This window comes from Kitasatospora sp. NPDC028961, assembly GCF_055564815.1.
The window spans coordinates 46,240-63,119 of sequence record NZ_JBVHVO010000009.1; the positions used below are offsets into that span (position 1 = coordinate 46,240).

14 protein-coding genes are annotated in these 16,880 nt (G+C 75.2%); 2 read left to right on the forward strand and 12 right to left on the reverse strand.

All coding sequences use genetic code 11. From position 1 onward, the window contains the following. Nucleotides 1–32: 32 nt before the first annotated feature. From ACZ4UX_RS18415 to ACZ4UX_RS18460, 10 genes are all read right to left on the reverse strand, one after another. A complete protein-coding gene (locus ACZ4UX_RS18415; protein ID WP_465707410.1) occupies nucleotides 33–1,148 on the reverse strand; it encodes a glycosyltransferase in 1,116 nt (371 codons plus the stop codon). After that, nucleotides 1,145–2,170, reverse strand: coding sequence for a polysaccharide deacetylase family protein (locus tag ACZ4UX_RS18420; protein WP_465707411.1), 1,026 nt, complete (start codon nucleotides 2,168–2,170; stop codon nucleotides 1,145–1,147). The genes ACZ4UX_RS18415 and ACZ4UX_RS18420 overlap by 4 nt, the downstream gene beginning before the upstream one ends. Next, a complete protein-coding gene (locus ACZ4UX_RS18425) occupies nucleotides 2,160–3,869 on the reverse strand; it encodes a lipid II flippase MurJ (RefSeq protein WP_465707412.1) in 1,710 nt (569 codons plus the stop codon). The genes ACZ4UX_RS18420 and ACZ4UX_RS18425 overlap by 11 nt, the downstream gene beginning before the upstream one ends. After that, nucleotides 3,866–5,194, reverse strand: coding sequence for an O-antigen ligase family protein (locus tag ACZ4UX_RS18430; RefSeq protein ID WP_465707413.1), 1,329 nt, complete (start codon nucleotides 5,192–5,194; stop codon nucleotides 3,866–3,868). The genes ACZ4UX_RS18425 and ACZ4UX_RS18430 overlap by 4 nt, the downstream gene beginning before the upstream one ends. Before the next feature lie 5 nt (nucleotides 5,195–5,199). After that, on the reverse strand, nucleotides 5,200–6,723 hold the full coding sequence (locus ACZ4UX_RS18435; RefSeq protein WP_465707414.1) for an exopolysaccharide biosynthesis polyprenyl glycosylphosphotransferase: 1,524 nt from the start codon (nucleotides 6,721–6,723) through the stop codon (nucleotides 5,200–5,202). A 333-nt stretch (nucleotides 6,724–7,056) separates the two neighbouring features. Continuing rightward, nucleotides 7,057–8,211 carry a glycosyltransferase gene (locus ACZ4UX_RS18440; RefSeq protein ID WP_359804363.1) on the reverse strand — a complete coding sequence of 385 codons (1,155 nt, stop codon included), beginning with the start codon at nucleotides 8,209–8,211 and terminating at the stop codon, nucleotides 7,057–7,059. A gap of 186 nt (nucleotides 8,212–8,397) precedes the next feature. Further along, nucleotides 8,398–8,838, reverse strand: coding sequence for an SRPBCC family protein (locus ACZ4UX_RS18445; RefSeq protein WP_359834569.1), 441 nt, complete (start codon nucleotides 8,836–8,838; stop codon nucleotides 8,398–8,400). Nucleotides 8,839–8,964: 126 nt separating this feature from the next. Further along, nucleotides 8,965–9,966 carry an ABC transporter permease gene (locus tag ACZ4UX_RS18450; RefSeq protein ID WP_465707415.1) on the reverse strand — a complete coding sequence of 334 codons (1,002 nt, stop codon included), beginning with the start codon at nucleotides 9,964–9,966 and terminating at the stop codon, nucleotides 8,965–8,967. Next, complete coding sequence (locus ACZ4UX_RS18455; protein WP_329490104.1) at nucleotides 9,963–10,970, reverse strand: ABC transporter ATP-binding protein; 1,008 nt, start codon at nucleotides 10,968–10,970, stop codon at nucleotides 9,963–9,965. The genes ACZ4UX_RS18450 and ACZ4UX_RS18455 overlap by 4 nt, the downstream gene beginning before the upstream one ends. A gap of 55 nt (nucleotides 10,971–11,025) precedes the next feature. Further along, the gene (locus tag ACZ4UX_RS18460) at nucleotides 11,026–11,829 is read right to left on the reverse strand and encodes an ABC transporter permease (RefSeq protein ID WP_465707416.1); all 804 of its coding nucleotides are present in this window, start codon (nucleotides 11,827–11,829) and stop codon (nucleotides 11,026–11,028) included. A 137-nt stretch (nucleotides 11,830–11,966) separates the two neighbouring features. On the opposite strand from ACZ4UX_RS18460, the gene ACZ4UX_RS18465 reads away from it, so the two are divergent. After that, nucleotides 11,967–12,854 carry a winged helix-turn-helix transcriptional regulator gene (locus ACZ4UX_RS18465; RefSeq protein WP_380390737.1) on the forward strand — a complete coding sequence of 296 codons (888 nt, stop codon included), beginning with the start codon at nucleotides 11,967–11,969 and terminating at the stop codon, nucleotides 12,852–12,854. Between the two features lie 41 nt (nucleotides 12,855–12,895). Beyond that, complete coding sequence (locus ACZ4UX_RS18470; RefSeq protein ID WP_465707417.1) at nucleotides 12,896–13,789, forward strand: HipA family kinase; 894 nt, start codon at nucleotides 12,896–12,898, stop codon at nucleotides 13,787–13,789. A gap of 122 nt (nucleotides 13,790–13,911) precedes the next feature. Here ACZ4UX_RS18470 and ACZ4UX_RS18475 read toward each other — a convergent pair whose 3' ends face one another. Next, nucleotides 13,912–15,402: a S8 family peptidase gene (locus tag ACZ4UX_RS18475; protein ID WP_329490100.1), complete on the reverse strand. Its 1,491-nt coding sequence runs from the start codon at nucleotides 15,400–15,402 to the stop codon at nucleotides 13,912–13,914. Between the two features lie 357 nt (nucleotides 15,403–15,759). Then, entirely contained in the window at nucleotides 15,760–16,878 is a 1,119-nt protein-coding gene (locus ACZ4UX_RS18480) for an amidohydrolase family protein (protein WP_465707418.1), read from the reverse strand. Between the last annotated feature and the right edge of the window lie 2 nt (nucleotides 16,879–16,880).

Consider the following 16,880-nt stretch of genomic DNA (forward strand, 5'->3'; position numbering starts at 1 on the left):
GGCGGCCCGGGGGTTCGGCGGCTGCCGGCGGCTCAAGCGGGTGCCAGGCGGTCGTAGAGGGCGCCGAGGTCGGCGGCCACCCGGACGATGTCGTAGTGGCCGACCGCCGGGGGCCGGGGCAGGGGCTCGGGGCTGTGGTCGTTGAGGTGGCGCAGCTCGCGCAGCGCGGTGGTGTAGGCGGCGGCGTCGGAGGGGATCCGGCGGGCCTGCGGAGCGGCGGCCGGCGGGAGTTCGTCCAGGGCCGGACAGGCGCTGTGGCGGACCGGCAGGCCGGCCGCCAGGCCCTCCAGGACGCCGAGGCCGAAGGTCTCCGCGGTCGAGGGGGCGGCCAGCACGTCCAGCGCGGCCAGTAGGTCGGGGACGTCGTCGCGCTCGCCGGTGAGGACCAGGCGGTCGCGGACGCCGAGTTCGACGGCCCGCCGCTCCAGGGCGGCGCGTTCGGGGCCCTCGCCGACCAGCACCAGCCGGGCGGCCGGGTCGAGGCCGGCGAGCGCCTCCAGCAGCACGTGGAACCGCTTGCCGGGCACCAGCCGGCCGACCCCGCCGACCACCCAGCTCGCCGCCGGGAGGCCGAGGTCGGCGCGCAGCCGGTGCCGGGCCGCGGCCCGGTCGGCGTCCGGACGGCGGTAGCGGGCGGCGTCGATGCCGTTGGGGATCAGCTCGACCCGGCCCGGCGGCACGCCCCAGGCGTGCAGGGTCTGGGCGACCTGCCGGGACACCGCGACGGTGGTGGTGCCCAGGCGCTCGGCCGCCAGGTAGAGGCCCTTGACGCCGCGGGTGACCGGGCGGCCCTCGATCACCCCCGCGTGCAGCGAGTGCTCGGTGGCCACCACCGCCCGGACGCCGGCCAGCCGGGCGGCCAGCCTCCCGTACAGGCCGGCCCGGTAGAGGTGGGTGTGGACGAGGTCGTAGCGGCCGGACCGGATCAGCCGGACCAGCCGGGGCAGCGCGCCGACGTCGCGGTTGCCGCGCATCGCCAGGTGGTGGACGGTGACGCCCTCGGCGCGCAGCGCGGCGGCCACCGTGCCGGGGTTGGTCAGCGCGACCACCTCGCAGTGCTGGTGCGCGGGCAGGTGGCGCAGCAGCAGCTGGAGCTGGCGCTCGGCGCCGCCGGAGGCGAGACCGGTGACGATGTGCAGCACCCTCACCGGCCGGCCCCCCGCCGGCCCGCCCGCTCCCCGGCGGGGCGCTCGGACCCGCCCGCGGTGCTCCGGGCCCCGGCGCTCCCCTGCGTCTCCTCGCGCTCGGCGCCGGCCCGGCCCTTCGACGCGGAGCGTGCCGCGAGGCGGTTGCGGCGCAGCTCGGTGAGGGTGTCGCGGAGGCGGTGGCGGCCGCGCTTGGCGCGCAGCCGCCAGGCGCCGTCGCGGTCGCCGACGTAGCAGCGGGGCAGCGCGTAGCGGCCGGTGAGCGGGGAGTGCGCGATGGCGCAGGCGTAGTCGTAGCCGGCGTCGCGCACGGCCAGCGTGGCGGGCAGGTCGACGGCGCCGTACGGGTAGCAGAAGCCGGTGACCGGACCGCCGACGACCTCCTCCAGCACGCGCCGGCTCTCCCGGGTCTGGGTGGCCAGGACGTCGGCGGGCAGGCCTGGCAGGGCCTGGTGGCCGAGGCCGTGGGAGCCGATCTCCCAGCCGGCGGCCGCGAGTTCGGTGACCTCCTGGACGGTGAGCAGCTTCTTGCGCGGGCCCTTGACGTCCCAGTCGTTGGCCCGGCCCAGCAGGTCGGCGACCACGTAGGCGGTCGCGGTGAACCCGTACGCCTGCAGAATCGGTACGGCGAAGCGGCCGAAGTCCGCGTAGCCGTCGTCGAAGGTCAGGCCGACCATGTTGTCGGCCCGGCCGGCGGCCCTGGCCCGCATCAGCTCGCGGACCGAGACGCCGCGCCGGCCGCGCCGGTGGAGCCAGGCGATCTGCTCGGCGAAGCGCTCCGGGCTGACGGTCAGCTGGTACGGGTCGTCCTCCTCGACGGCCACCGAGTGGTACATCAGGATCCACGGCGAGGTGGCCTCCTGGACGGGTGCCCGGGTGGCGGGTCGGCGACTTCGGGGCAGCTGTGCCTCCGGGCGGCGGGCCGCGGCGCGCGGCACCTCGGTCCGTGGACCGGCTGCCGCCGGCGCGCCGGAGCGGCGTACGCCCGACAGCACCGACCGTACGGATCCCCGTTCAGCGTCCATGGGGAGGCTTCCCTTCATCGGCAACGGATGGCGGGCACAGGGCCCGGACGACGGCGAGGACCGGTCCGCGCACCTCGCGGGCACCGAGACCGGTGCCGAGGGCGGCGAAGGCGAGCGCCACGGTGAGGCCCCCGAGCAGCGTCGAGAGCAGGGGGTCGGCGGGGAGTCCGGCGGCGGGGGTGCCGAGGGCGGCCGCCCCGGCGGCGGCGGCCAGCAGCCTGGCGTGGCCGCCGAGGACCAGCCGCAGGCGCAGCGCGATGCCGCGCAGGACGAGCCCGCGCAGCAGCAGCGCCGCGGTGGTGGTGATGCCGGCCGCGTTCCCGGCGGCCAGGCCGAGGGCGCCGAAGCGGGGCGTGGCGAGCAGGCCGACGGCGACGGTGACGACCAGGCCGAGCACCATGGCGGCGGCCGGGTACCAGTCGAGCAGCCGGCGGCCGCCGTCGTCGGTGCGCGGGTCGCCGGCGCGGCGGACCACCGGGCGGAGCGAGAAGTAGGGGCGGATCATCACGCCGATCAGCGCCTGCGCGGGCAGTCCGAAGCTGTAGACGCGGATGACGGCCGCGGTGGCGGCGGTGTCCTGGGCGCCGAAGGCGCCGCGCTGGAAGAGCAGGGCGACCACCGAGGGGGCGCAGGCCAGCAGGAAGGCGGTGCCGAACAGGACGACCGCGGCCGCCTGGCCGAGGTCCTTCTCGACCCGGTCGCGGGCGGCGGTGAGGTCCCCGGCGGCGAGCGCCCGGGCGACCAGCGGGAAGGTCACCGTGCAGATCAGGATGGCCGCCGTCATGGCCAGTTGGGAGACCTTGGCGGCGTAGTTGAGGTGCGAGATGGTGCCGGGCGGCAGCGCGGAGCCGAGGAAGCGCTCGATGAAGACCTGAGCCTGCCGGGTGAGCGTGAAGGCGGCCACCGGCAGCAGCGCGAGCGGGATCAGCACGAGTGCGGGGCGGGCCCGGCGGCCCGCGGCGGCGCGGCCGGACCGCAGCCGGCGCAGGAACGGGACGACCAGCAGACCGGCCATCAGCAGGCTGCCGAGGGCGACGCCGATCGCGGCGGAGCGGACGCCCCAGAGCGCCTGGCAGCTGAGCAGGACGCCGAGGATGCCGACGTTGTAGGCGACGTAGATGCCGGCCGGGGCGGTGAAGCTGTGGTGCGCCCGGAGTGCGGCGGCGAGATAGCCGGCCACGCCGAAGGGCAGCACGGTGCAGGCGGTGATCCGGGTGCAGGTGACGGCGAGCCCGGGGTCGGCCAGGCCGGGGGCGAGCAGGTCGACCAGCTGGGGGGCGCCGAGCGCGACGCCGAGCGAGAGCGCGGTGAGCGCCAGCAGCAGCCAGGGCAGGGTCGCGCGGACCAGCTGGCGGACCGGGTCGGGCCCGTCGGGGTGCTCCTCCCGCAGGACCAGGGCCAGGGCGAAGGCGGGCACCATGAGGAAGGACATGGCGTCCTCGATCAGCAGTGGTGCGGCGGTCTCCGGGACGGTCCAGGCGACCAGGAACGCGTCGGTGCCCTGGTTGGCGCCGAAGTAGCGGGCCAGCAGCAGGTCGCGGAGCAGGCCGAGGGCGGAGCCGGCGGCGCTGAGCACGGCGGTGATGCCGAAGGCCTTGGCGAGGAAGCCGCGCCGGGGGGCCGCCGTGGTCTCGGCGGCGGGTGCGGAGCGGGGGGCCGGCAGCGTCGGGGTGAGCGCGGTCGGCCGGTCGGTGGTCATCGGGGGGTCGCCTCCGGTGTGGCGCCGGCGGCGGTCCGGGCGGCGAGGCCGAGGACGACGGAGGTCAGCACGGTGGTGGTGCCGCCGATGTCCGCGTAGAGGAAGTCGACCAGGACCCAGACCAGCAGGGCGAGCGCCGCGAGGCCGCTGCCCCGGGCCCGGCGCAGGCACCCGATCAGCAGACCGAGGAACAGCGCGGCGTAGGCGACGATGCCGATCAGCCCCTGCTCGCTGAGGACCAGGAAGTACATGTTGTGCGGGGAGAGCAGCGGTTCGCGCTGGAAGCCGATGGTGGGGTCGGCCGCGTCGCTGCCCGAGGAGAGCCGCAACGGGGCGTTGCTGTCGCGCAGTTGCTGGAAGGCCTTGGGGCCGGCGCCACTGACCGGGTGGTCCTGCCAGATGCGCCCGGCGGTGGACCAGAGGTCGTAGCGGTCGGACACCGACTGGTCGGGGGCGGCCGAGACGGAGCCGATGGAGCTGATCCGGGCGGTGACGCCGGAGGCCCCGAGGCCGAGGCCGCCGATCAGCACGACGGCGGCGGCCAGGCCGAGGACGGCGCTGCGGACCGCCAGCCGGGCGTCGGCCCGCAGCAAAAGGACGGCGGCGGCGGCGCCGGTGGCGATCCAGCTGCCGCGGCTGAACGAGACGGCGAGCGGGAAGGCCAGGAAGGCCGCGGCCGCGAACATCGCCCGGCGCAGCTTCGGGCGGCCGGCCGGGCCTCGCTCGGCTAGCCCCAGTGCGAGGGCCGCGAGCAGGCCGTAGCTGACCACGGTGGACATCGCCATGATGTCGAGCGCCCCGAAGGTGCCGACGGCGCGGATCGGCCTGCCGGTGTAGGAGGCGCCCGTCCCGGTGAGGTACTGGTGGGCGCCGACCACACCCTGGACCAGCGCGGCGGCGACGAAGGAGCCGAGCACCAGCCGCCGGTCGGTGCGGTCGCGCAGCGAGCAGAGGACGGCGGCTGGCACCAGGACGAAGACCTGGGTGAGCCGGACGAAGCCGGTGAGGCTGGCGGCCGGGTCGATCGAGCCGACGGTGGCGACGGCGGCGGCGAGCACGATCACGCCGAACTGCACGGCGGCGGTCCGGCCGATCGCGGGGGTGCGGCCGCGCAGCAGCTCGACGGCGGTGACCGCGACCAGTGCCAGCGAGGCGAGGTCGGCGGCGGTGACGTGGACGGCGGCGGTGACGTCCTTCTCGCCGGTGGGCACGCAGACCAGCAGCACGGTGGCGGCCGCGAGCAGGCTGGGCCGGGCGGCGAGCGCCGCGACCGTCCGGTGTAACGCCCGGGCGGGCGTCGGGACGAGATCGAGGGTGAGGGCCACGCTGGTCAGCTTCCGTCCGGGTGGAGCATCAGGGCCGCGGTGCGGCACAGGATCTTGACGTCCTGCCAGAGGCTCCAGCTCTCGATGTAGCGGTTGTCGAAGCGGGCCCGGTCCTCGATGGAGGTGTCCCCGCGCAGGCCGTTGACCTGGGCGAGGCCGGTGAGGCCGACCGGGACGCGGTGGCGGTCCGCGTACTCGGGGTAGGCCTGGCTGAACCGCATGACGAAGTACGGGCGCTCGGGGCGCGGGCCGACCAGGCTCATGTCGCCGCGCAGCACGTTCCACAGCTGCGGCAGCTCGTCCAGGGAGCTGCGGCGCATCAGCTTGCCGACGGCGCCCATCCGGTGGTCCTGGGAGATGTTCCAGCGGGTCGCCGACTCGTGCTCGTTGCTGGGGCGCAGGGTGCGGAACTTGAGGACGGTGAAGACCCGGCCGTCCAGCCCGGTGCGCTGCTGGCGGAAGAGCACGCCGGGGCCGGTGTCGAAGCGGACGGCGAGCGCGCACAGGGCGAGCACGGGAGCGAGGGCGAGCAGGCCGAGGCCGGCGGCGGTGACGTCCAGGGCGCGCTTGACGGCCCAGCCGGGGCGGCGCATCGCCGGGCGGTCCACCTTCAGGCAGGGGAAGCCCCAGAGGTGGTCGCCGCCGGTCGAGTGGCCGTTCTCCAGGGAGCCGTACTCGCGCAGCGCGGGCACCAGCCAGACCTGGCAGCCGAGCCGGGCGGCGTCGCGCAGGGCGGCGGCGGTCTCGGCCTCGTCGGCGGCGCCCGCGGTGGCGACGACGTGGTGGATCCGGTGGCGGCGGACCTCGCGCTCCAGCACCTCGCGGCCGCCGAGCACCGGCAGGTCGGTGTCGCCGGCCAGCAGCGGCGGGTCCGGGTCGAGGAAGCCGACCGGGCGCATGCCGTACTCGCCGCGCTCCCTGAGGGCCTCGGCGACCCGGCGGCCGAGCCGGCCGGCGCCGAGGACCAGTACGGGGCTGGGCCGGCTGCGGCGGATCCGGCGGACCAGGTGGAAGAGCAGCGTCCGGCCGCAGACGGCGAGCAGCAGCTGGGCGCCGAGCAGCGCGGTCAGCCGGGCCGGGGTGGCGGGGCCGGTGTCGGGCCAGCGGCCGTCCAGGCAGCCGGCCAGGGTGACGGCGAAGGCGGTGGCCACGACGGCCCGGACGGTCAGCGCGGGGAGCTCGTCGAGGACGGAGAGGGTGAGCCGGGCCCGGTAGAGGCCGCCGGCCAGGTTGAGCAGGAGCAGCAGCGGGAGCAGGGCGGCCACGCCCAGCAGCGGATCGACCCGGACCGCCGGGTCGAGGGCCCGGTTGGCGAGCCCGGTGGCGGTGCACAGGGCGAAGGCGTCGACGGCGGCCAGGGTGACGGGCAGGGCGAGCCGGGAGCGGACCGGTCGGCGGTGGCGGCGGAGCGCCGGGGTGCTGCGGGTCTGTGCGGACCTGGCCGGGCGGTCGAGCAGTCCGGTGGCGGGCCGGCGCGGGCCGGACAGGGGCCGACCGGGCCGTGGCACGCTGTCGTGGTCAATGGTCATCAGCGCACGAACTCCCCTGCTGTGTGCCCGGGGTGACGGCGGCCCGGCACCGGTTGGCCCGGGGCGGCCGTCCCGGCCCGGTGGGCGCGGTCCTGACTGCACCTGCTGCCGCTGGCGGCTTTCGGTTCTCTCGCGAATTCCCGGCGTGAAATCGAAATGAAGCAGGCAAAATCAGACAGTACCGAACGTGGCCCTGGATGCTGGAAGTTGACTTGCCATTTCATTCCAGCCGCCCATTAATAGGTATTTCCGATTTCACCCCTCGCCCACAAACCGGTTGAGGGTGCGAATACGACAGCTCCCAGCGGAGGGCATTCACGGCATGTGAAACGATCAGATCCGCTCTGGGACACGGGCACGGCGGCGTCCGGCCGCCGGCCCGGCGCCCAGCAGATCGCGGTAGAGCGCGTCCACCTGTTCGACCACCGATCGCACGTCATGGCGCGCCACGGCGTGCTCGCGCAGGCGCGCACCGCGTCGCTCGCACTCGATCGGGTCGGACAATGCTTCGGCCATTCGGGTGGCGAGCGCGGCGGCGTCCTCGGGCGGCACGACCGCGCACTTCCGCTCGGTCGGAGGCAGGCATTCACGGGCTCCGGGCACGTCCGTCAACAGGACCGGCCGGCCCGCCGCCATCGCCTCCAGCGGCGCCAGCGCCATCCCCTCCCAGCGCGAGGGCAGCACCACCAGATCGGCCGCGGCCAGCCACGGCCGCGGATCCGGCACCTCCCCGGCCAGCCGGATCCGGGACGGTTCGGCCGACTCCCGGACGGCGGCGGCCAGCCGGGCCTCCTCCGGACCGGTGCCGACCAGGGCCAGCCGGGCCTGCGGCACCAGCCGCAGCACCTCGGGCCACGCGTCGAGCAGCACGTCCTGGCCCTTCTGGCGGCAGAGCCGGCCCACGCAGACCGCCAGCGGGGCGTCGAGGTCGAGGCCGAGCGCGATCCGGGCGGCCCGGCGGTCGGCGGGCGCGTAGTGGCGCACGTCCACGCCGTTGGGCACCACCGCCCAGTCGGCGTGCAGGCCCGCGGCGACGCCGTCGGCCCGCTCCTGGACGCTGACGCAGAGCAGGCGGTGCGCCCAGCGGGTCGCGTAGCGCTCCCAGCGCAGGGTGGCCGCGGCCAGCGCGCCGTCCACGGCGGCGAACGACCAGGCGTGCGGCTGGAACACGGTCGGCATCGCGCCCCGGATGGCCAGCCGGCCCGCCAGTCCGGCCTTGGCGCTGTGCAGGTGGACCATGTCGGGCGCGGCGGCGCGGACGATCCGGCGCAGCCGCCACGCCTCGGCGGCGACGGACGGGCCGGGCGAGCGGCGGGCGGGCCAGTCCTGGACCAGCGCCCCGGCGGCGGCGGCCTCCTCGGCCAGCCGGCCGCCGCGCGGGCAGGCGACCAGGACCCGGTGGCCGGCCTCGCGCTGGCCGCGGACCAGGTCGACGACGACGCGGGCGACCCCGCCGTCGACGGGCTGTGAAATGTGAAGGATCGTCATATGCACGGCGGCGAGCCTAGGGTGGCTCCGCCGTGCCCGGGGGCCGTCGTCACCCGCAGGTGGCGGCCGTCCACCCGTACGGCTTGCTTGTCGTACGGGTGGGCGAGGCCGTCGAATCTTCTTGCTGGTCCGACGCCCGGGGCGGCGGCCGGCGGCCCTCCCCGGCCGCCCCGGACGCGCCCGGTCTCAGCGGACCTCGGCCGCCAGGTTGGCCAGGATCTGGTCGTGGATCCGGTTCAGGCCCTTCGGCGCGAAGGTGCGCTCGAAGAAGCCGCCGATGCCGCCCGCACCCTGCCAAGTGGCCGAGACGGTGACCTTCGACCGGCCCTCACCGGCCGCGGCGACCGTCCAGGTGATCACCATGCTGGAGTTGGCGTCCTTCTCCACCAGCTGGTCCGGCGTCGGCGCCGAGACGGTGAACAGGCAGTCCCGCACCCGCTTCTCGGTGGCCTGGAGCCGCCAGTGCACCTGGGTGCCCGCGCCGGTGCCGCCGACCCGGACCTCGTACTCGCTGTACTGCGCCGGCAGCAGCTTGGGGCGGGTCACCTGGTAGTCGGCCAGCGCCTCGTAGACCCGCTCGGGGGCCGCGTCGTAGACCCGCTCGGTGGTGGCCTGTACCTGTCCCATGACCGTGCTCTCCTCGTCTGGTACGTCCGGTTTCACCGGCTAGCCAACCACAGCGCACGGCCCGGGACGGTGCAGGGGCTCGGGGTGACCCCGCGTCCCGGCCGGCCGGGGCGGGCCGGGCCGGGCTCAGGACAGGCGCAGGCCCCCCGTCCGCTGCGCCCGCGCCTCGCCGAGGCGCAGCGCCAGTGCCGCGCCCGCCAGCAGCAGCACGCAGAGCACGGCCAGCCGGCCGAGCCCGGGGGCGAGTTCGCCGAACCCCTCCCGCTCCAGCAGCGCGCCGCGGACCACGGCCAGGCTGCCGGTCAGCGGCAGCGCCGCGCCGAGCACCCGCAGCACCCCGGGCAGCGCGAAGACCGGCAGCCGGACCCCGGCGACGAACCACATCGGATCGTCCAGCACCGTGTAGACGAAGGTGGAGTCGCGCGAGAACACCATCAGACTGTTGAGCAGCGCGCCCCAGGCCACCGCGGGCAGCAGCAGGGCGAGGAGCACCACCGGGTAGACCCAGGGCCCGGCGACGTCCAGGCTGCCGAAGCCGAAGGCGGCGGCGCCCAGGAAGCAGGTGAGCAGCCAGGCGTTCTGCAGCAGTGCGCCGGCGCCGTTGGCCAGCATCAGGACCAGCCGGTCGGCGGGCGAGAGGAAGAGCAGCTCCAGCGTGCCGGTGGTGCGCTCGTAGGCGAAGTTCCACGCGGACTGGACGAGCGAGAAGAAGAACGCCCAGGCCAGCGCACCGGTCGCGAGGAAGCCGAGCAGCTTGGCCGGGTCGGCGGCGAGCGGCCAGCGGGCGGCGGCGGCCGAGCCGGCGGCGATCGGGTGCAGCGTGTAGTAGGTGGCGGCCAGTTGGAGCACCGGCCAGACCAGCATCGAGGCGAGCACCAGCGGCTGGCCGAAGAGCGTGCGGTGCTGCTTCAGCGCCTCGGCGGCGAACACCTTGCCGGCGTGCCGCAGCGGCCGGGTGGCGAGGCGGTCGCCGTCCGGGCGGGGCGGGCGACGGGTGCCCGGGCGGGGTGGCGGGAGGGTACGGCCGACGGGGTGGGGCGGCCGGGCGCCGCGGTCGGCCGCGGCGAGCAGCAGCAGCTCGACGGAGGGCGGCGCGGGGTGCGCCGGCCGGGTCGACGGGCCGGTCACGCGGCCACCTCCGAGCGGGCGCCGGCGGGCGCCGGGGCGGTGTCGGTGAGCGCCAGGACGGCGTCCTCCAGGGTGGCCTCGGTGACCTCCAGCCCGCCGATCGACCCACCGGCGGCGACGATCGCCCCCGCCAGCGGGCCGGCCACGTCCTCGGGATGGCGGACGGTGACCAGCAGGCCGCCCTGCCCGGTGGCCCCGAGCTCGGCGCGGACACCGAGGCGGAGCGCGAAGTCGGCCACGGCGGCCTCCAGTTCGGGAGAGGGATTGGTGACGGTGACCCGGACGCTGCGGTGGCTGCCGGTCGCGGCCTTGAGCTCGGCCGGGCTGCCGGCGGCGAGGTGGCGCCCGCCGGAGATCACGTAGACGTGCCCGCAGAGCTCCTCGACCTCGGTCAGGTAGTGCGAGGTGAGCAGCACGCCGCGCCCCTCGGCGGCGAGGGCGGCGACCACCCGGCGCAGGTCCCGGGCGATCGGCGCGTCCAGGCCGAGGGTGGGCTCGTCGAGCAGCAGGTAGGCCGGGTCGTTGATCAGGCCGCGGGCGATCGAGAGCCGCTGGGTCATGCCGCGCGAGTACCGCTCGACCGGGGTGTCGGCGGCTCCGGTGAGGCCGACCAGCTCCAGGAGTTCGCCGATCCGGGGGCGCAGAACCGCGCCGGGGACGTCGTAGAGGTGGCCGAAGTAGCGGAGGTTCTCGGCGCCGGTGAGCTTGCCGTAGACCATCCGCTCGCCGCCGGCGATCAGGTTGATCCGGCGCCGGGCCTCGCGGGCGTGCTCGACCAGGTCGAGGCCGTCCAGGGTGACGGTGCCGGAAGTGGGGCGGAGCAGGGTGGCGAGGATCTTGATGGTGGAGGTCTTGCCCGCGCCGTTGAGGCCGAGCAGTCCGGTGACCCGGCCGGCCGGGATCTCCAGGTCGAGGCCGTCGACGGCGGTCTTCACGGCGCGCGGGCCGAAGAGGCCCTTCTCCCGGCTGCGGAAGGTCTTGCGCAGGGCGGTGGTGCGGATCATGTCACTGGCTCCGGTTCGGGTGGTCCATGCGTCGGGGGCTCCGTTCGGAGGCGGTTCAGAAGCTCCGCTCGGCGGCCCGGCGCTCGGCGGCGGGCAGCAGCCGCAGACCGAGCAGCAGGTAGCCCAGGCTGAGGGCGAGGCAGGTCACCAGCCGCGCGGTGAGCTCGGTGAGCGGCTGCCCCCGGCCGAGCGCGCCGCGCAGCACGTCCATCGCGGAGGTGACGGGCAGCAGCTCGGCCAGCCACCGGGCGGGCACCGGCAGGTAGCTGTTGGGGAAGGTGATGCCGCAGAGCAGCGAGACGGCGAGGAAGACGGTGTTCTGCGAGATGTGCGCCTCGCCGGCGACGATCATCAGCGCGCCGAGCAGCACCGCGACGGCGAACACGGCGGCGCTGAGCGCGAGCAGCCCGGCGAGGGCGGCGAGCGGGTGCCAGGCGGGCAGCGTGACGCCGAGCACCGCGGCGAACCCGCCGAGCAGCCCGACCTCGACGGCGGTGTTGAGCAGCGCGAACCCGGTGAAGCCGAGCAGGTAGGGCAGCCGCCCGGCGGGGGCGATCAGCAGTGCGCCCAGGGTGCCCTGGCGCTGCTCGGTGATCAGCGCCTTGCTGCTCCAGAGCAGCATCCGGACGGTGAACATGTAGCCGGCCGCGCCGATCGCGATGTAGCCGAGGTAGTCGGCGCCTCCGGTGCGGGCGGTGAAGTCCTCGGCCACCGAGCCGCCGCCGATGGCGTGCAGGCCCAGGTAGGACAGGCCGAGGGTGAAGACGCCGATCAGCAGGCAGCCGACGGCGTAGGACCACGGGTAGGCCCGGAAGGTCATCGTCCAGGTGCGGCGCAGCGTCGCCCAGGCGACGGACATCTGCTCCCCCCATTCGTTCTCGTTCGTCCTCAGGCGCACTCGTTCCGCGTGAGTTTTCATCAGGAACTTACAAGTTCCCTTTCGGAACTCGCAAGGGGGTGCGAGGATGGACCGTCCTGGACGTGAGAGGAGCGACGGTGCTCAAAGAGGTACCCGCGCGGGACGCCACCTGCGCGATCGCCCAGTCGGCGGCCGTGATCGGCGACTGGTGGAGCATCCTGATCGTCCGCGAGTCGGCGCGCGGCCTGCTGCGCTTCGACGAGCTCCAGCACGAGCTGGGCATCTCCCGGAAGGTCCTCACCGAGCGGCTCGGCCACCTGACCGAGGCCGGCGTGCTGGTCCGGGTGCCGTACCAGAGCGCCCCGGTGCGCCACGAGTACCGGCTCACCGAGGCTGGCCGGGCGCTGCTGCCGGTCCTGGTCGCGATGCAGGACTGGGCGGACCGCTGGCTGCTCGGCGACGGCGCGCTCTCCGGCTCGGCCGCGCCCGACAGCGCGGAGGCCGCCCGGCTGGCGGCGCTGCCCGGCACCCGGCTGCCGGCGCTCACCCTGCCCGCGCACACCGGCGGCGAGCTGGACCCGGTCGATCCGGCGGCCGGCGCCACCGTGCTGTTCTGTTACCCGGCCACCGGCCGCCCCGGGCCACTGCCGCCGGGCTGGGGCGACATCCCCGGCGCGGTCGGCTGCACGCTGGAGAACCGGCTCTTCCGCGAGGCGTACCCCGAGTTCCGCGCGGCCGGTCTGGCGCTGCGCGGGGTCTCCACCCAACGACCCGACGAACAGCGGGAGTTCGCGGCGGCGGAGGAGATCCCCTTCCCCCTCCTGTCCGACCTGGACGTCCGGCTGGCGGCCGCCCTGCGGCTGCCCACCTTCCACGTCGGCCAGGGCCTGCGGCTGAAGCGGGCGGTGCTCGTGCTGGACCGCGCCCGGGTGGTGCGCCGGGTGGCCTTCCCGGTCACCGACATCCCCGCCGCCGTCCGGCAGGCGCTCGCGGACGCGCGCGAGGTGGCGCTGGAAAGCCGCTGAACGGGTCGGGCCCGGAAGGCGCACGGGTTAGGGTGACGGATGTGCTCGATCAGGTGACAGCAGTGCGCTACGTCGATCCGCTGCGGGCCGGCGGCTCCGTCCCCGGCGTCGTGGAGACCGACGACCTCGGCACCTACGTGGTCAAGTTCATCGGGGCCGCGCAGGGCCGCAAGGCCCTGGTGGCCGAGGTGATCGTCGGTGAACTGGCCCGGCGGCTCGGCCTGCCGGTGCCGGAACTCCGGCTGGTCGACTTCGACCCGGCGGTCGCCGACGCCGAGCCCGACCCGGAGGTCCAGGACATCCTCCGGGCGAGCCGCGGACTCAACCTCGGGATGGACCTGCTGCCCGGCGCCCGCGACTTCAGGCCCGGCATGATCCCCGTCGGGCCGGCCGAGGCCGGCCGGGTGGTCTGGCTGGACGCGCTCACCGGCAACGTCGACCGCAGCGTGCACAACCCCAATCTGATGGTCTGGCACGGCAAGCTCTGGCTGATCGACAACGGCGCCGCGCTGGTCTTCCACCACCGCTGGTCCGGCGCCGCGGGCTCGGTGGGCAAGCGCTACGACCTGAGCGCCCATGCCCTCGGCGGCTACGCCCCCGACGTCGCGCTGGCCGACGACGAGCTCGGGCCGCTGGTCACCCCCACGCTGCTGGAGGAGGTCGTGGCGCTCGTCCCCGACGCGTGGCTGGCCGACGAGCCCGGCTTCGACTCGGTGGCGGCGGTGCGGCACGCCTACGTCGCCCACCTCGCCGCCCGTGCGGCGCGCTCCCGCGACTGGCTGCCGGACGGCTTCGCCACGCCCGAGCAGGTGCGCGAGGCCGAGCGCCGGCGGGCCGCCGCCAGCCGGGCCGGCCGGCCCGCCTGGCTCCAGGAGGTGCCGGACCTGCACGGCAAGCCGGCGGTCGAGACGGTCTGGGACCACCACTTCGAGTGAGGGCCGGGGCGCCGCCGGTAGCCGTGAGGGGTGGGGAGCGGGACCGAAGTCCCGCTCCCCACCCCTCGGTTCGATCAGCTCCGGCCGCTCGGGCCGTCGACGCCTACCGTGCGGTCAGCGCGTCAGCGCCACCACTGGACCGCCTTCTCGGCGTTGATGATGCCCGCGCCGTAGAAGCCGTTGTCGTCCGCGCCGCCCTCGCAGGTGGCCGCCCACGTGCCGGTGCCGCCCGGGTTGTACGGGCCCGACGGGCAGGCGTGCGACTCGGCCTGGTTGGTCAGCAGCTCGGTCAGCTCCTCCGGGCTCGCCCACGGGAAGGTGCTGGCGAGCAGCGCCAGGACGCCGGCCGCGTGCGGGGAGGCCATCGAGGTGCCCTGCATGTAGCCGTAGCGGCCACCGGGGATGGTGGAGAGGGTGCGGCCGTTCTTGTCCGGGGTGTCCGGGATCTGGTAGAGCCGGTCGCCACCGGGGGCGGCGACGGTCACCTTGTCCTTGCCGTAGCTGGAGTAGTACGACTTGTCACCGTTGACGCCCACCGAGGAGACCGAGACCACGCCGTCCAGCTCGGTCGGCAGGTTGAGGCAGTCCTGGGTGATCGGGCGGGTGCCCGGGGTGGTGTCGTCCGGGCTGCTGACGTCCACGGTCTTGTGGGCGAGGTCGATGTTCTCGTTGCCCGCCGCGGCCACGTTGAGGACGCCCTTGCGCTGCGAGAACTCGACCGCGCGGCGCACGGCGGTGGTGATCGCCGCCTGGTCCGCGTCGTTCTGGCAGTTGAACATCCACGGGTCGACGTAGTAGCTGTTGTTGGTCACCTTGAACTTGTGCTCGCCGGCCCAGACGAAGCCGCAGATCGCGTACTCCGGGTAGATGAACCCGCCGTCGTCGACGACCTTGACGGCGGCCAGCTTGACGTTCGGGGCTATGCCCTCGATGCCCTTGCCGTTCTTGGCCGCGGCTATGGTGCCGGCCACGTGGGTGCCGTGGTCGCCGTCGGGGCCCGGCTGCCAGGCCGCCCAGTCGGTGTTCGGCTTGCCGCCGTCGATGCAGGAGACCGACTGCGAGGCGTCGACGTTGGCGGCGAGGTCCTCGTGGGTGCCGTCGATGCCGGAGTCCAGCACGCCGACGGTCACGTTGCGGCTGCCCAGGGAGAGCTTGTGGGCCTTGTCCACGCCGATCTGACGCATGTCCCACTGGTTGGCCCAGTAGGGCTCCTGGCCGGCCGCGGCGGCGGTGACCGGCTCGGCGGCGACCTCGGCCTTCTGCGTCTCGGCGGCCGTGATGCCCTTGGTGCGGCTGGTGCCGACCGACTGGACGCCCTTCGCCTTCCGCAGCTTGGCGGCGAACTGGGTGTCGGTCGAGCGGGCGATCACCACGCCGATCTGCTCGTACGAGTACACCACGGTGCCGCCGAGGGTCGTGACGGCCTTCTCGACCTTCTGCACCTGGCCGTGGTTGGCCTGGGTGTTGACGACGTAGCTCAGCAGCGGCCCGGTGGTCGGCTCGGCCCCGGAGGCGGCGACGGCGGTCCCGGCGGGCAGGGCCAGGGCACTGGCCGCGGCGAGGGCGACGCCCACTGCGGCGTACCGGGTCCGGCTGATCCGAGGAACACTCATAGGGGTTGGCCCTCCCGAGTCGTCGTGCAGCTGCGGATGGCAGGTGCAGTGGAATGATCGGGACGCTAGTGAACATGCGTTGTAATCCGCAAGAGGTAGTCATCTAATCGACACCGTTCGGCCACTTCCGAGGGGTGCGGCTCCGGCCGATCCGACCCGGCGTCAATCCATACGGTGAATATCCGGCCCGCGCGCGCTTTCCCTCACCGGGGCGTAGACGATCCACAATTCCCGGGCCACCGGGGCCGCTCGGCGCACCCGGCCACGGGCCGCCGCCGGGGCGCCCGCACCGCGCCGACCAGGGCCGGACGCTCCACCGGACGGCCGGCCCGGGCCGCTACCGCGGCCGCCCGCCGCTCAGAGCCGGTACAGGCGACGGGCGTTGTCCGCCGCGACCTGCCGGGCGAGGTGGCGGCCGTCGGCCGCCGAGCAGGCGCCGTCCGCGCGCCAGCCGTCCAGCAGGGTGCCCAGGCCGTGCCGGAACTGGGCGGTGCCCACCAGGTAAAGCTCCGGCAATCCGTAGGCGTCGGTGGAGAAGAGCAGCTTGCCGAACGGCGCCAGCTCCAGCATCTCGCCGAGTACGGCGGCCACCCGGGGCCCGACGTAGGAGGCCGTCAGCCCGAGGTCGGTGTACACCAGCGGGAAGGCCTGGGCCAGCCAGGCCGCCTGCCGGTGGTAGGGATATCCGTGCAGGAGCACCAGCGGAACGCCGCTCGGCTCGGCGGCCCGGACGAAGTCGGTCAGCAGCGACGGGTCGGCCCGGTGCAGGGTGAGGTCCGGATCGCCGAACCCGGTGTGCAGTTGGAGCGGCAGGCCGAGCTCGGCGCAGACGTCGAGGGCCGTCCAGAGCAGGTGGTGCAGCAGCACGGGGTGGCTCAGCCGACCGCGCCCGGCGCGCAGCCACTCCCCGGCGGCCGCCACCACCGCCGCCGGGGCGGGGCGCTCGGCCGGTACCGCCAGGCCGTGCCGGTAGGCCACCACCGACTTGACCGCCACCGCGCCGGCCGCCGACGCGGCCAGCGCCTCGTGGACGAGGGCCGGCCAGGACCCGGCCGACGCCGAGACCGTCTCGGCGACGGACTCCAGCCGGACCACCTCGCGCACCCGGGCGCCGGCCACCTCGGCGAACTCGCTGAGCGGCAGCAGCGGGTGGCCGGCCGCCTCGGCCAGGCCGGTGTCCACCAGGCAGGTGTCCAGCCCGGCGGCCGCCAGCAGCCGCCGGGTGGCCTCGGCGGCGCCCAGCTCAGCCCGCCGGGCCAGGTAGTCGGCGGCGGGGGCGTGCACGGGCAGCCCCAGCGCGGGCGGGCACCAGCGCCGCACGGCCAGGCCGAGGGCGCTGTCGAACGGCGTGGTGCCGGGCGCGGGCGGGCGGTCGGACTCGGTGAGCAGCCCGGCCAGCGCGCCGTCGGCGAGGTCGGCCACCACCACGCTGTGGCAGTGGTGGTCGACCAGCGCCGGCACCTCCAGCGAGCGCACCG

What these genes read in the sequence shown, in the direction of transcription:
- ACZ4UX_RS18420 (WP_465707411.1), bottom strand. Translation starts at nt 2,170, where the DNA reads ATGGACGCTGAACGGGGATCCGTACGGTCGGTGCTGTCGGGCGTACGC.
- ACZ4UX_RS18425 (WP_465707412.1), bottom strand. Translation starts at nt 3,869, where the DNA reads ATGACCACCGACCGGCCGACCGCGCTCACCCCGACGCTGCCGGCCCCC.
- ACZ4UX_RS18435 (WP_465707414.1), bottom strand. Translation starts at nt 6,723, where the DNA reads ATGACCATTGACCACGACAGCGTGCCACGGCCCGGTCGGCCCCTGTCC.
- ACZ4UX_RS18440 (WP_359804363.1), bottom strand. Translation starts at nt 8,211, where the DNA reads ATGACGATCCTTCACATTTCACAGCCCGTCGACGGCGGGGTCGCCCGC.
- ACZ4UX_RS18445 (WP_359834569.1), bottom strand. Translation starts at nt 8,838, where the DNA reads ATGGGACAGGTACAGGCCACCACCGAGCGGGTCTACGACGCGGCCCCC.
- ACZ4UX_RS18455 (WP_329490104.1), bottom strand. Translation starts at nt 10,970, where the DNA reads ATGATCCGCACCACCGCCCTGCGCAAGACCTTCCGCAGCCGGGAGAAG.
- ACZ4UX_RS18460 (WP_465707416.1), bottom strand. Translation starts at nt 11,829, where the DNA reads ATGTCCGTCGCCTGGGCGACGCTGCGCCGCACCTGGACGATGACCTTC.
- ACZ4UX_RS18475 (WP_329490100.1), bottom strand. Translation starts at nt 15,402, where the DNA reads ATGAGTGTTCCTCGGATCAGCCGGACCCGGTACGCCGCAGTGGGCGTC.